The 13,758-nt window shown below is 29.7% G+C and carries 14 protein-coding genes; 9 read left to right on the top strand and 5 right to left on the bottom strand.

Translation table 11 applies throughout. From position 1 onward, the window contains the following. From AJN70_RS04655 to AJN70_RS04635, 5 genes are all read right to left on the bottom strand, one after another. A complete protein-coding gene (locus AJN70_RS04655; RefSeq protein ID WP_044778852.1) occupies positions 1 to 756 on the bottom strand; it encodes an ABC transporter ATP-binding protein in 756 nt (251 codons plus the stop codon). Beyond that, positions 753 to 1,691 (bottom strand): iron chelate uptake ABC transporter family permease subunit, encoded by a 939-nt coding sequence (locus tag AJN70_RS04650; RefSeq protein ID WP_044778851.1) that lies wholly within the window; start codon positions 1,689 to 1,691, stop codon positions 753 to 755. Before AJN70_RS04650 ends, AJN70_RS04655 begins: the two co-directional genes overlap by 4 nt. Further along, a complete protein-coding gene (locus AJN70_RS04645; RefSeq protein ID WP_070295538.1) occupies positions 1,684 to 2,652 on the bottom strand; it encodes an ABC transporter permease in 969 nt (322 codons plus the stop codon). Before AJN70_RS04645 ends, AJN70_RS04650 begins: the two co-directional genes overlap by 8 nt. A gap of 85 nt (positions 2,653 to 2,737) precedes the next feature. After that, complete coding sequence (locus tag AJN70_RS04640) at positions 2,738 to 3,727, bottom strand: phospholipase A (RefSeq protein ID WP_053872549.1); 990 nt, start codon at positions 3,725 to 3,727, stop codon at positions 2,738 to 2,740. Continuing rightward, entirely contained in the window at positions 3,724 to 4,299 is a 576-nt protein-coding gene (locus AJN70_RS04635; RefSeq protein WP_002855734.1) for a molybdenum cofactor guanylyltransferase, read from the bottom strand. The genes AJN70_RS04640 and AJN70_RS04635 overlap by 4 nt, the downstream gene beginning before the upstream one ends. Before the next feature lie 61 nt (positions 4,300 to 4,360). Between AJN70_RS04635 and AJN70_RS04630 the strand changes: the two genes are divergently transcribed. The 9 genes from AJN70_RS04630 to AJN70_RS04590 form a co-directional block, all read left to right on the top strand. Then, on the top strand, positions 4,361 to 5,668 hold the full coding sequence (locus AJN70_RS04630; RefSeq protein WP_002905937.1) for an NFACT RNA binding domain-containing protein: 1,308 nt from the start codon (positions 4,361 to 4,363) through the stop codon (positions 5,666 to 5,668). A gap of 1 nt (position 5,669) precedes the next feature. Then, on the top strand, positions 5,670 to 6,008 hold the full coding sequence (locus tag AJN70_RS04625; protein ID WP_002855905.1) for a hypothetical protein: 339 nt from the start codon (positions 5,670 to 5,672) through the stop codon (positions 6,006 to 6,008). 8 nt (positions 6,009 to 6,016) lie between these two features. Further along, entirely contained in the window at positions 6,017 to 6,742 is a 726-nt protein-coding gene (locus tag AJN70_RS04620) for a phosphatidate cytidylyltransferase (RefSeq protein WP_070274853.1), read from the top strand. Continuing rightward, positions 6,739 to 7,809: a 1-deoxy-D-xylulose-5-phosphate reductoisomerase gene (dxr, locus tag AJN70_RS04615; protein ID WP_070274852.1), complete on the top strand. Its 1,071-nt coding sequence runs from the start codon at positions 6,739 to 6,741 to the stop codon at positions 7,807 to 7,809. Before AJN70_RS04620 ends, dxr begins: the two co-directional genes overlap by 4 nt. Before the next feature lies 1 nt (position 7,810). Further along, positions 7,811 to 9,205 (top strand): M99 family carboxypeptidase catalytic domain-containing protein, encoded by a 1,395-nt coding sequence (locus AJN70_RS04610; protein ID WP_070274851.1) that lies wholly within the window; start codon positions 7,811 to 7,813, stop codon positions 9,203 to 9,205. Beyond that, positions 9,202 to 10,209 (top strand): tRNA (adenosine(37)-N6)-threonylcarbamoyltransferase complex transferase subunit TsaD, encoded by a 1,008-nt coding sequence (gene tsaD, locus AJN70_RS04605; RefSeq protein WP_052858220.1) that lies wholly within the window; start codon positions 9,202 to 9,204, stop codon positions 10,207 to 10,209. Before AJN70_RS04610 ends, tsaD begins: the two co-directional genes overlap by 4 nt. Continuing rightward, complete coding sequence (locus tag AJN70_RS04600; RefSeq protein WP_052949168.1) at positions 10,210 to 10,725, top strand: type II secretion system protein; 516 nt, start codon at positions 10,210 to 10,212, stop codon at positions 10,723 to 10,725. Next, a complete protein-coding gene (locus tag AJN70_RS04595; RefSeq protein WP_070295537.1) occupies positions 10,725 to 11,966 on the top strand; it encodes a DUF2920 family protein in 1,242 nt (413 codons plus the stop codon). Before AJN70_RS04600 ends, AJN70_RS04595 begins: the two co-directional genes overlap by 1 nt. A 9-nt stretch (positions 11,967 to 11,975) precedes the next feature. Next, positions 11,976 to 13,758 (top strand): motility associated factor glycosyltransferase family protein (locus AJN70_RS04590; RefSeq protein WP_070295536.1); only part of this gene is annotated, 1,783 nt, incomplete at its 3' end.

The raw sequence follows: 13,758 nt of genomic DNA, 5'->3' as shown, positions 1-13,758 counted from the left end.
TTAAAAATAAATACAAATTTTCTTACCATCAATTTGACTTACGGGTATATCCATATCATAAATTTGTTTTAAATTTTCTTGATTGATGATTTCATCTTTTGAACCTTGTTTTAAAAGCTTCCCATCTTTTAAGGCTATGATTTCATCAGAATAAATCGAAGCAAAATTAATATCATGTAATACAACAGCTATACTTTTGTTAAAGTCTTTGACTAAATTTTTCATTAGTTGCATGATTTGTACACTATGCTTCATATCAAGATTGTTTAAAGGTTCATCAAACATTATAAATTCAGTATCTTGAGCGATGATCATGGCTATAAAAGCTCTTTGTTTTTGTCCGCCACTTAATGTATCTAAAAATTCATTTCTTAAGTTGCTAAGTCCCATATATTCTAAAGCTTCATTGATTTTGATTTTATCGTTTGCATTAAGTCTTCCTTGAGAATGCGGAAAACGCCCAAAAGCGACTAATTCTTCAACTTTTAATCTTAAATTGATATTGTTTTGTTGTTTGAGAATGGAAATTTTTTGTGCTAAGATTTGCTCTTTATAGTCTTTTAAATTTACTCCATCAATATAAATTTCTCCACTACTAGGTTTTATCAAACGACTCGCTAGAGCTAAAAGAGTGGATTTTCCAGCGCCATTGGCTCCTATTATAGAAGTGATTTTGCCTTTATGAAAATCAAGGCTAAGATTTGAAATAATGGCTTTATTATCATAAAATTTGGTGATATTTTTTAGTTTAATCATAATTTATTACCCTTTAATACAAGATAGATAAAATATATCCCACCTAAGAAATTAATAACCACGCTTATAGTGGCATTATAATCAAAAACTCTAGAGACAAAAAACACCCCTCCAAGCAAAGCTAAAATGCTAATGAGTATGCAAGCACTTAGTAAAATACTATGCTTTGCAGTTTTAAATAGCTCATAAGTGATATTTACCACCAAAAGCCCCAAAAAGGTTATAGGACCTACAAGTGCGGTGCTAATAGAAGTTAAAATAGCTATGATAATCATCAATTGTTTTGAAATTTTTTGATAATTTATCCCTAAATTTATCGCTAAATCTTTGCCTAAATTTAAAGGATCTAAAAATTTCATATAGCGAAAAATCCATATAAAACTTAAAAAGCTAATGATATAAGCAAGAATTAAAACATCAAAAGCAATATTATCAAAACTAGCAAACATTCTTCCTTGTATTACCATGAATTCATCAGGGTCGATTAATACTTCAAAAAAAGAGCTTAAAGTGCTAAAAAGTGTTCCAAAAACTAAGCCTAAAAGCATTATAAGATAAATACTTCTATCGCTACTAAATAAAATTTTATAAAGTCCTAGTGAAAAAACCACCATACAAACCAGAGTGATTAAAAAATTGATATCGTTTTTATAAACACTTAAATTAGCTGCACCAAAAGAAAAGATAAGAGCACTTTGAAGTAACATATATAAAGAATCCAATCCTATGATGGCAGGGGTTAGAATTTTGTTATTGCATAAAGTTTGAAAAACCACTGTTGAAACAGCGATACAAATAGCTACTATGATAATAGCTGCAATTTGTAAAAAACGACTTTTTAAGGCATACTCATCAAAGCCATTTAAACCCACAAGTATAAAAATCCCTATCATACCAAGTGTTAAAAAGCTTAAAATCAGCATTTTTTTACGCATAAACTTTCCTTTTTAGCAAAAGAAAGATAAAGATTAAAGATCCTAAAACACCTGTAGTGATACTTAAAGGCATTTCAAAAGGAAAGATGACAAGTCTTGAAATGATATCGCAAACAAGTAAAAACAAAGCTCCACAAAGTGCTATATAGATGAGATTTTTTCTAAGATTATCACCTAGATAAAGAGCTACTAAATTTGGGATAATTAGCCCTAAAAAAGGGATAATCCCAACGCTTACAATCACTAAACTAGTGATAATGCTTACAATCATCAAGCCTAAAAATAATATACCATTATAAGAAATTCCAAGATTTAAAGCTATATCTTCGCCCATGCCAACTATGGTGATTTTATGAGCTAAAAAATAAGCAAGTATAAAAAGTGGTAAAGAAATGTAGAGCAATTCATAATTTCCCTGCATAACATTTGCCATACTGCCTTGTAACCAGCCTTGGATATTTTGTATATAATTTAAAGCATAGGCAAAAAAAGTGGTTATAGCACTAATAATGCCTCCAAACATCAAGCCTATCAAAGGTACAAAAATCACATCTTTGAGTTTGATTTTTCTTAAAATTTGGATAAATATAAAAGAACCCAAAAGCGCAAATACAGATGCAATGATAGCTTGAGTGAAAAAAGACGCTCCAGCAAAAAATATTAAAGAAACAAGTATGCCAAATTTAGCACAATCCATAGTTCCTGCTGTAGTTGGGGAAACGAATTTATTTTGCGTGAGTTGTTGCATGATAAGTCCGCATATACTAAGACTCATTCCCGTGAGTAAAATCGCTATAAGTCTAGGAATTCTTGTGAGAGTTATGATTTCTAGTTGAGTGGAGTCAAGATTAAGAATATCTTTTACATTGATACTGATAACTCCTATAAATAAACTTATTATTCCAAAGAATAAAAGTAAAGCTATAAGCACTTTTAAACTCAATATATGCTTAAAAAACAAATCTTTCCTTATAGTAATAATAATTATCAAAAATGAAATTGTAATGAAATTTGTTTTAAGAAATGATAAAACAACAAAGGATATTTTAGTAAGAAATCAAAAATCCAGTGGAAAGTCTTTGCAAGTGTTTGTTATAGTCTATAAGGCTTTCTCCATAGCCATTAAAGTATTGTAAATACCAATAAATTCCGTTATTAAAAATATCATATCCTAGATCAACTTGTATAGCGCCTTTGTTATTGCGGAATTTAAGATTGTTTCTTAGCATAAGATTGATAAAATAATCATCGCCTAAATACGCTAAATTCACATCAAAATTTCCCATATAATGCAAGATGGCAGGATTATCATCATCTTTTTTGCTTTCAGGAATTCTATACCAAAGGCGTGGGACAAATAAAAATTTATTATATAAAATAGTTGTAGATACATAAATTCTATTCCATGAGCGAGATTGCAAATTCTCATCTCCCTTACCATTGCTTTCATGCAATATACCTACGCGTAGGTTGTTAAAAAATTCATAATCTTTAAGATACAAAGGAAAATCTATAAAAAATTCTGGCTGATAGTTGGTTTCTCTAAAAGGAGAAGAATGTTCATAAATTTGCCACCAAGAAGTTTGAGTATAGGCTATATAATATTTTTCATCCAATCCTAGCAAATTTTCAAAAAGCCTTTTTTTAATGCTAAGTTGAAATTTAGCTTCACTTTTATTGTGATTTTCTTCTAGAGAGTTAAAACTATAAGCCAAAGGTAGAAAATAATTCATTTTATAAGCACTAATGCCAAGAGGGTTAAAGTATTCATCTTCTTCAAGATAATTTGCCAAGGCAAGACGAGCAAAATCTTGTCTTTCTTCTTTGGCTGCAATAATAGATTTTTCATTTTGAGTAGTTTGTTTAGTTTTATTTTGTTCTTGAGGGATTAAAACAGATGAATTTTTTAAAGCGAGTTTTTTGTAAATTTCCATAGCTTTTTTATAATCGCCTTGTTTTTCATACTCTAAAGCTTGTTGTAAATCACTAGCCCATATAAAAACACATAAGCTTAAAAATAAAGCAATTTTTCTCATTTTAACTCACTTTTAAATTTTTCATATTCTTCATAAAAATTAAGATTTAAAAAAGCATCTTCATCTTCAAATTCTACAAATTTGGTTTTAATCTCAGAAAATAAAAGTCCTATTTTTTGTTCATTTTTTTCTAAGAAATTTTTACAAGTTTGAGCTAAAGAGCTGTGATAAAAGCCACACAAGGGATGTTTATGTAAAGGAGTTTTGGCTATGATTATTTTATAGTTTTGCTCTAAAAAAGGAAGCATTTTTAAAAGCTCATTTTCACCTACTTTAGGACTATCTACACTTAAAACAAAAACAAATTCATTTTTAAAATTTGAAAGTATAGAGTAAAGCGCAAGCATAGGAGAGTAAACTTCAAATTCTAAAGAATCTTTTATCAAGCTAAAATGGTTTTCAAATTTGTCTTCTTTTGCACTCACATAGACATTTTTAAAAATTTTAGAAAATTTATTTACTTGAAATTGAGTTAAATTTTGATTTTTAAGAATCAATTTGCTTTTATCTTGTCCCATACGACTAGATTTACCACCACATAAAATCACGCAATTTAGCTCATTAAGCTGCACAAATTTCCTTTTTTAGTTTAATTCTACCACAAATTCGCTAAAATATTTTATAATTTCTTTTATGAAATACACAGAACTTTTACAATTGCAAACTTTTTTTTCTCAGTTTAAAAAAATCGATTTTATCAAGCGTATCAATGACAATATTTTGGAATTAAGCTTTGACAGAGAAAGATTTATTTTTGATCTCACTCGTGCAATGAGTGCGATTTATACAGCTAAATTTAATGCAAAAAACTATAATGCACCTTTTGATTTTATGCTTAAAAAGTATTTTAGCAATGCTTTTATAAAGGAAGTTAAAGTCCTTGAAGGCAATCGTATTTTATGTTTTAGTGTAAAAGCTAATAAGGCTTATAAAAGCTATGAGAGCAAAATTTATTTTGAATTTACGGGTAAAAATACCAATGTTATTCTTACAGATGAAAAAGATTTGATCATAGAGGCTTTAAGGCATATTGATAAAAGTTATCGTGTAGTAAAACCTAATGTGATTTTAGAGTCTTTAAAGCCTTATAAAATGGATGAAAATTTTGAGGAAATTAAAGACTTTGCAGATTATTTTTCTCGCAAATTTACAAGCATTTATGAGAGTAAAATCAAACAAATAAAAAATTTAAAACTTGCACAAGTGGATAAAAAAATACAAAATTTACAAGAACTTTTTTCTAGTTTAGATGAAGAAAATTCTTTACTCTTAAAAGCTTTAGAATACAGAAAAAGGGCTGATGTATTGTTTGCAAATTTGAGTGTTTTAAAAGATTATGAAAGGGAATTTAAGCTTGATGATTTTGAAGGCAAAGAGCTTGAATTTAAGCTTGAATTTAGTCCTAAGCAAAGTGCTAATTTATACTATAAAAATGCCAAAAAATTAGAACAAAAAGCTAAAAATTTAAACATACAAAGGCAAAATTTAAAAGAAAAGTTAGATTTTACCTTGAGTTTAAAAGAATTATTGCTTCAAGCTAAGAGTGAGATAGAGCTTGAAATTTTACTACCTAAAAAAAATAGCAAAAAAAATCAAGATCATAAACAAGAAGATCTTGTGGCAAATTTTTATTTTAATGAGTTTAAAATTTGCGTGGGTAAAAATGAAAAAGGCAATGAATTTTTACTTAAAAATGCTAAAAAAGATGATTTGTGGCTTCATGTAAGGGATATTCCTAGTGCACATACTTTGATTGTATCAAACAAGCAAAAAATCAGCCTTGATGTGATAGAATTTGCTGCAAGGCTTTGTGTAAGCTTTTCTAAGTTAAAGAAAGGTTCGTATTGGGTCGATTATACCTTAAAAAATTTTGTTAAGGTTCAGCAAAAGGCGTTTGTAAATTATACAAATTTTAAAAGTATTAATATCACGAAGGATTAAAATGCCAGTTAGCCCATTAGGAAATGTCAATTATATAAATCAAAATATGGCTTATCCAGCTACACAAGCAAGCAATGAGCTTGCAAAAGAAGGTTTTGCAGCTACGCTAAATATGGCTGAATTTAATGAAAAAGAAAAAACTTTAAACAAGCTTGAAAAAGTCAATGAGACTCATGAAATCAAAGAAGAGATCAAAGAAAAAGCCGAACAAGAAGAAAAAAAGAAAAAACACAATCAAGAAGCTAAAACCAGCGATGATGAGAAAAATGAAGAAGATGAGTCTAAAGATCCAAATTTTAAAGACGCACAAAGCATTCATCGCTTAGATATTAGTATATAAGGAAAAATATGTTTAATACAACTAGAATTATTTCAGCTCTTGTGATGATAGGGGCTATTATTATTATCGCGTTGATTGATCAATTTTTTATCAATTTTATCGTTTTTGCGGTTTTATTGTATTTATCTTTTAGTGAAGCAAAAAAACTTTTTGCTTTAGAAAATATTTCTATTATCCCTTTGGTTATAGCTTTTATTTTGGGAAGTTTATCGCATAAAGCTTTACTTTTTGGGATTTTAGCTTTGTTATTAGTTGTTGGATATTTGGTTTATAAAAAGGCTTCCTTAAAACCAGCTCTTATTTATATGTATCCTAGTTTGCCTATTTTAGCACTTTGGCAAGTGTATTTAGATCAGGGTATGTTTGCGCTTTTTTGGCTTATCATTATCGTTGCAGCTTGTGATAGTGGGGCGTATTTTATCGGAAAACTTATGGGTAAAACTCCTTTTTCTCCAACAAGTCCAAACAAAACCTTAGAAGGTGTTATAGGTGGCTTGATTTGTGCGAGTGTTATTGGAACTATTTTGGGAGTTTTTGTTTATAGTTTTTGGCTTTCTTTGCTTTGTTCGTTTTTTGTAGCGATTTTTGCAGTAATTGGAGATTTGCTTGAGAGTTATTTTAAAAGAGAAGCAGGTGTAAAAGATAGTGGAGATCTTATCCCTGGTCATGGGGGTGTGCTTGATAGGATCGATGCGGTGATCATTGCTGCTTTTGTGATGGTTGCTCTTTTATGATACTTTTTGGAAGTACGGGTAGTATAGGAGTAAATGCTCTTAAACTTGCTGCTTTAAAAAACATTCGTATTTCTGCTTTAGCTTGTGGAGATAACATCGCTCTTTTAAATGAACAAATCGCAAGGTTTAAGCCTAAATTTGTTGCCATAAAAGATTCAAAAAATAAGCATTTAGTTAAACACGATAGAGTTTTTATAGGGCAAGAAGGTTTAGAGCGAATTTTAACAGAATGCCAAGACAAACTTTTGCTCAATGCTATTGTAGGTTTTGCAGGACTTAAAAGCACTTTAAAGGCTAAAGAACTTGGCAAAAACATAGCTTTAGCTAACAAAGAAAGTCTTGTGGTGGCGGGGAGTTTTTTAAAAGGGGCTAAATTTTTACCCGTTGATAGTGAGCATGCGGCTTTAAAATTTTTACTCGAAGGTAAAAAAAATATAGCAAAACTTTATATCACAGCAAGTGGTGGAGCTTTTTATAAGTACAAAATCAAAGATTTAAATCAAGTTAGTGTCAAAGATGCTTTAAAACATCCTAATTGGAACATGGGAGCAAAGATCACTATAGATAGTGCGACTATGGCAAATAAGCTTTTTGAGATTATAGAGGCTTATCATTTATATGATTTTAAAGAAATTGATGCTTTAATAGAACCAAGATCTTTAGTGCATGCAATGTGTGAATTTAAAAATGGAGCTAGCACGGCGTATTTTTCAAAAGCAGATATGAAACTAGCTATTTCAGATGCTATATTTGAAAAACAAGATACACCTATTTTAGAGGCTGTTGATTTTAGCAAAATGCCCGCTTTAAAATTTCATAAAATTAGCACAAAAAAATATCCTATTTTTAAGCTTAAAAATACATTTTTAAAAGAGCCAAATTTAGGTGTTATTATCAATGCTGCTAATGAAGTTGGTGTTTATAATTTTTTAGAAAATAAAAGTAGATTTTTAGACATTGCTAAATACATTTTTAAAGCTCTTGATCACTTTGGAGTACCTAAAATTTCAAGCATAGAAGAAGTTTTTGAGTATGATTTTAAAACAAGAGAGTATTTAAGGAGTTAAAATGAAATTTTTTTTAACAATTTTATTTCTTATAACAAGTATTTTTGCTTTAGAGCTAGACTTTAGCGTAGGAGAAAATGGTAAAAGCCTAGATGACAATAATACGGTTTTGATCTTTGGTGGAATTCAAGGCGATGAGCCTGGTGGATTTCATGCGGCAAGTTTGCTTTTGAGTGATTATAATATCACTAAGGGTAAGATTATAGTGGCTCCAAATTTAGCTTTTGATAGCATTATCAAGCGTTCGCGTGGGAATAATGGGGATTTAAACCGTAAATTTGCAAGTATTAGCCCAAAAGATCCTGATTATAAAAGAGTTCAACGCATTAAAGAGCTTATTTTACTTCCTGAAGTTAGTATGGTGATCAATCTTCACGATGGTTGGGGTTTTTATAAACCTACTTATATTGATGCGATGCAAAATCCTAAGCGTTGGGGAAATTCAAGTGTGATTGACACAAGCGAAATCAATGCAAGCAAATACCCTGATCTTGAAAATATCGCTACTCAAACCGTAAATAGTGTCAATTCTTCACTTGCTGATCCAAAGCATGCTTATCATCTTAAAAACACCAAAACCCAAGAGCTTGGTGATACGGAAATGCTTAAAGCTTTAACTTATTTTGTGATTTCAAATCACAAAGCTGCTTTTGCAAATGAAGCGAGTAAAAATCTGCCTGTAAATTTAAGAGCTTATTATCATCTTTTGGCAATTGAAAATTATCTAAAAACCGCAGGAATTGAATTTAGCAGAGATTTTGAACTTACCCCACAAGGGGTTGATAAAGCCATAAATAAAGAGCTTGAAGTGAAACTTTTTGATGATAGAATTTTACTTTCTTTAAAAAATCCAAGAAAGGTTATCAACTATGTGCCTTTTCCGGTAAATAAAGAGTTAAATTATAATACAAGTAATGAACTTACCGCTGTTATCGCAGAAGGAAATTCTTTTTATATCCAGTATGGCAATCGTTTTCAAACAAGATTATATCCTGAGTATTTAGAATTTAGCGATGCTTTTAATGAAGTAACTTTTCAAGTTGATGGCAATGAAACCACCGTTCCTTTTGGAACCAAGGTAAAAGTAAAAGAGAATTTTCTTATTCCAAAGATAGCTAATGTGCGCGTAAATATCATAGGCTTTGATCATGGAAAAGATGAAAGTGATATTTTAGTTCATAAAAAAAATATGCAAACACAATACTCTTTGGATATGGCAGGTAAAATTTATAGAGTGGAATTTTATGAGTTAAGAGGGGTGAATTTGCAACAACTTTTAGAGGCAAATACCAATAGCAAGTTGATCAAAAATGCTAAAAATTTGGACTTAAACACTCTTAAAATGGCAAGATCAAAAGATAAATTCTTAGGTTCTATTTTAGTGGAATTTGAATGAAAAATCTTATCCTAGCTATAGAAAGTTCTTGCGATGATAGTTCTATAGCTATCATTGATAAAAATACCTTAGAGTGTAAATTTCATAAAAAAATTTCCCAAGAATTAGATCATAGTATCTATGGGGGAGTGGTACCTGAACTTGCTGCAAGACTTCATAGCGAAGCTTTACCAAAGATACTTAAGCAATGCAAAGAGTATTTTAAAAATCTTTGCGCCATAGCTGTGACAAATGAACCTGGACTTAGTGTTTCTTTGCTCAGTGGAATTTCTATGGCAAAAACTTTAGCAAGTGCCCTAAATTTGCCTTTAATCCCTATAAATCATCTTAAAGGTCATATTTATAGTCTTTTTTTGGAAGAAAAAATTTCTTTAGATATGGGAATTTTGCTTGTTAGTGGTGGGCATACTATGGTGATTTATCTTAAAGATGATGCAAGCTTAGAGCTTTTAGCAAGCACAAATGATGATAGTTTTGGAGAAAGTTTTGATAAAGTAGCTAAAATGATGAATTTAGGTTATCCTGGTGGGGTCATCATAGAAAATTTAGCAAAAAATGCCAAACTTAAAAATATCTCTTTTAACATACCTTTAAAGCATTCTAAAGAACTTGCTTTCAGTTTTTCAGGACTTAAAAATGCAGTGCGTTTGGAAATTTTAAAGCATGAAAATTTAAGCGATGATATAAAAGCTGAAATAGCTTATGCCTTTGAAAATACAGCTTGTGATCATATCATGGATAAATTAGAAAAAATTTTTAATCTTTATAAATTTAAAAATTTTGGCGTTGTAGGTGGAGCTAGTGCAAACCTTAATTTGCGTTCGCGTTTGCAAAATTTATGTCAAAAATATAATGCAAATTTAAAACTAGCTCCTTTAAAATTCTGTTCTGATAATGCGTTGATGATAGCAAGAGCTGCGGTTGATGCTTATGAAAAAAAGGAATTTGTAACCATAGAAGAAGATATTTTAAGCCCTAAAAATAAAAATTTTTCAAGGATATAGATGAGAAAAGCTTTTACTATATTAGAACTTGTTTTTGTGATCGTTATTTTGGGAATTTTAGCTGCTATTGCTTTACCAAAAATGAGTTCAAGCAAGGATGAAGCTGAAGTTAGCAAGTCTTTAAACAACCTTAAAACTTTGATCAATGATATAAGCATTTATACTTTAAAAAATGATCATTTAAGCTCTATAAAAACGATGAGTAATGTAAGCGGGGTTGAAAATGCTGATCTTGGCAATTTTAACGGCACAAAAGAAGTAAATTTTCGCGTAGGCGATGATAAAGAATGCTTAAAACTTGTTTTTATAAATAAAGCTGATTTTATGCTCATGGGAATTTCAAGCAATGAAGCAAGTAAAAATGCTATCATCAACGCAGCCAATCAAAGCCATGAAGATTTAGAAAATATAGACTTTACAAGCTCTTCAAGCAATAAAGCTTGTGTGATCTTAAGCAAGAATGAAAATTTTAAAAACCTAGCGAGTAAAACTTATCTTTTAATAGGGGGAATGTAATGATAGTGAGTAAAACTTATGAGATTGATTCTTGTGATGATGTAGAGCTTGGTATAAAAAGAGAATCAAAGCTTGAATTTAAGCTTTGGTATGATGATGAAAAAACACCCAAAGCTTTGGTGTTTGTGGTGCAAGGTATGGGTGATGATATATCATCGATCCAATATGTTGGTGATTATATGGTAAGACAATTTAATACTGCTGTAGTTGGAGTAAATTATCATTGTATTGGCAATCGTCCTCAAACTGGATCAACTTTTTATTTAGATGATATAGACAAGCTTATTTTAAAAGCAAGTTGTGAAGCTGTGGATATCAAGCTTCCTTATGATATTGATAAAATTCAAGACTATAAACAAATGAGTGAGATTTTTCACTTTGTAAATAATCAAATAATAGAAGGCAAGCAAAAAGGTAATTTTACACCAAATTATTTTTTAAATTTACATGTAAGTTTGCAACCAGCAAAAAATGAATATCAAAATTTTGGGATCATGCAAGCTCAAGATCTTTTAAATGTTGCACTTTATCTTAAAAAACATGCTCCTTTTGACACTATGGGGGGGGGTATACCCGTTATTATGATAGGTAGTTCTCACGGGGGATATTTAGCACATTTGGCAGCTAAAATTGCACCTTGGCTAATAGATGGAGTGTTGGATAATTCTGCATATGCTAACTTTTTATGGAGAGTTGTCGGTTTTGGAAAGGAAATAGATTTTATGCAGTATAGCGAATTTGCTACTTTTGATTTTTTTCATCATATTAAAACACATTGTTCGACAAAAACTTTTTGGACAAGTAATTCTTCATCACCTCATTTTTTTTCTCCCGCAAGAAGAAAAATTCGAAATCTTTTAGAGGAAGATCATCTTTTAGAACAATCAAAATGTTTAAAAACTTGCTTTATAAGTTATCATTCATTATATGATGAGTATGTTTCTTTAAAAGAAAAAACTATGCTTTATGAAGAGCTTGAGAAACTTGGTTTTGATGCAACTTTGCATTCTATTACTAAAGAATCTCAAGTTGATGGAAAATTTATTAAAAACTTAAATCATGGCATGGGAATTCCAGTAAAACTTTTGATTAAAAAAGAACTTCCTTTAATGCTAGAAAAAATAAAACAAAATTCAAAAAAAGATTGTAAAGAAAAATGTATCTCTTATCCTTGTGAGGATTTGTTGTATCAATTTAGCGAAAAAGATGACAAAATATCACTCAAAATAGATAAAATTTAAGGAAAGCTAATGACCATACTAGAAAAAAACATACAAGCTTTATTAAGTGGGGTAAATGAACCCTTAGGAAATAAACTTTTAAATTTCATACAAAATAAAACTTGTTCTCGATTTAATATAGATGAAAATTTGAATATCTATGATAAAACTCATAATGTTTTTATGTATGAAAACTTAGAAGAAGAAATAAATTTTTTCTATCAAAGTATTTTAGAAAAAACTCCTAGATATCCTTTTATATGTATTTATGGTATAGGCAATGCTTTGCTTATTAAAAATTTAGCTAAACACTATAAACATCTTTTTGTATTTGAAAGTGAAATAGAACTTTTTATCCTGGCTTTAAGTACACTGGATTTGAGTGAAGAGCTTTGTAGTGGAAAAATTTATCTTGTGGATATCGAAGAAGAAAGAGTAGATATTCAACTGCTTATACTTTTTGATATGAAAGATATGTTTGAGTACTTAAGTTTGTATGAAATGTTTGTGAATAATGTTTATTATAAAAAGTTTTATGAGGATATCTGGCATAAAGCAGATGAGCTTTGCGAGAAAAATATAAAAGTTGTGATAAGAAATTTAAATTCTAGTTTATGCATCGGTTTTGAGTGTTATTCTCATCTTTTACAAAACATCCCTTCTATGCTTGAAAGCATTCCTTTTCAAAGAATTTTAAGTGAAAGAAAAAACAAATTCGAAAATGCTATAGTAGTTTCTGCAGGACCTAGTTTAGCTAAACAACTTTCTTTACTTAAAGCTTATCAAGAAAAAGCAGTGATTTTTTGTGCTGATGGGGCTTTAAGTATGCTTGAAAAAGAAGGCATAATACCTGATTATGTTACCAATTTAGACTATAGTGATTGGGCAATAAAATTTTTTCAAAATAAAGAAAATAAAACTTCTTTAAATATGCTTTCATGCGCCACTCATCCTAGTTTGGTTCGTGTACTAGATAATAAAAGTGTGATTTTAAGAGATGATCCTTTATACCAACGCTTCAATCTTAATGACTTTGGTTATGTTGATACAGGTACTCATGTAAGTCATTTTTCTTATACCTTAGCTTTGGCTTTAGGATTTAAAAATATTATTATGATAGGGCAAGATTTGGCCTTTGATGAAGAAGGAAATTCACACTCAAAAGGTTTTGATTTTGGGGAGAAATTTAGCGGTGAAGAAAATATAGACAAACTTAAAGTCCCCGCCTATGCAGGTAAAGGTGAAGTTTTAACTCATATAACTTGGAATGATTATCGCATAAAACTTGAATATCTTTTTGCTTGCAATGATCAAAAGGCTAAATTTTACAATGCTACTGAAGGTGGAGCAAGAATTAATTTTGCTGAAGAACTTTCCTTTAAAGAATGTTGTGAAAAACTCCTTACAAAAGAAAAACCTAAATTTGAACTTCCAAAAAGTTTAACTAAAAATAGAAGTGATAAACTCCTAGTTAAATTCAAAGAAAAAATACAAAAAGATCAAGATAATGCTAAAAGATTTTTAAATGATGCTTTAGCTTTAAAACAAATTTTAGAAAATATACTCAGTAAAGATTTTATTTTACCTTTGGAATTTTTAGAAAAAGTTTATCAAAATATAGAAAATTTCAATCACTCTTTAGATGAAGATGAGTTTATACAGGATGAAGTTTTAAGAGGAGCCTTTGCTTATCGTGGAAAAATGATTGCTGATGTATTAAAACTTCATATACAAAATAAAACGCATTTTATCACAGCCTATATCAAAGCTTACCATGAATGGTTGCTTTATTTTATAGAAAAGTTAGAACAAA

It is taken from the genome of Campylobacter sp. BCW_4341, assembly GCF_001764255.1.
Classification (GTDB): domain Bacteria; phylum Campylobacterota; class Campylobacteria; order Campylobacterales; family Campylobacteraceae; genus Campylobacter_D; species Campylobacter_D jejuni.
This window is presented reverse-complemented; position numbering and strand designations above follow the sequence as displayed.

Excerpts from the sequence above, each read along its gene's own strand:
- AJN70_RS04600 (WP_052949168.1), top strand. The coding sequence starts at position 10,210 with ATGAGAAAAGCTTTTACTATATTAGAACTTGTTTTTGTGATCGTTATT.
- AJN70_RS04620 (WP_070274853.1), top strand. The coding sequence starts at position 6,017 with ATGTTTAATACAACTAGAATTATTTCAGCTCTTGTGATGATAGGGGCT.
- AJN70_RS04640 (WP_053872549.1), bottom strand. The coding sequence starts at position 3,727 with ATGAGAAAAATTGCTTTATTTTTAAGCTTATGTGTTTTTATATGGGCT.
- tsaD (WP_052858220.1), top strand. The coding sequence starts at position 9,202 with ATGAAAAATCTTATCCTAGCTATAGAAAGTTCTTGCGATGATAGTTCT.
- AJN70_RS04610 (WP_070274851.1), top strand. The coding sequence starts at position 7,811 with ATGAAATTTTTTTTAACAATTTTATTTCTTATAACAAGTATTTTTGCT.
- AJN70_RS04595 (WP_070295537.1), top strand. The coding sequence starts at position 10,725 with ATGATAGTGAGTAAAACTTATGAGATTGATTCTTGTGATGATGTAGAG.
- AJN70_RS04650 (WP_044778851.1), bottom strand. The coding sequence starts at position 1,691 with ATGCGTAAAAAAATGCTGATTTTAAGCTTTTTAACACTTGGTATGATA.
- AJN70_RS04655 (WP_044778852.1), bottom strand. The coding sequence starts at position 756 with ATGATTAAACTAAAAAATATCACCAAATTTTATGATAATAAAGCCATT.
- AJN70_RS04625 (WP_002855905.1), top strand. The coding sequence starts at position 5,670 with ATGCCAGTTAGCCCATTAGGAAATGTCAATTATATAAATCAAAATATG.
- AJN70_RS04630 (WP_002905937.1), top strand. The coding sequence starts at position 4,361 with ATGAAATACACAGAACTTTTACAATTGCAAACTTTTTTTTCTCAGTTT.
- dxr (WP_070274852.1), top strand. The coding sequence starts at position 6,739 with ATGATACTTTTTGGAAGTACGGGTAGTATAGGAGTAAATGCTCTTAAA.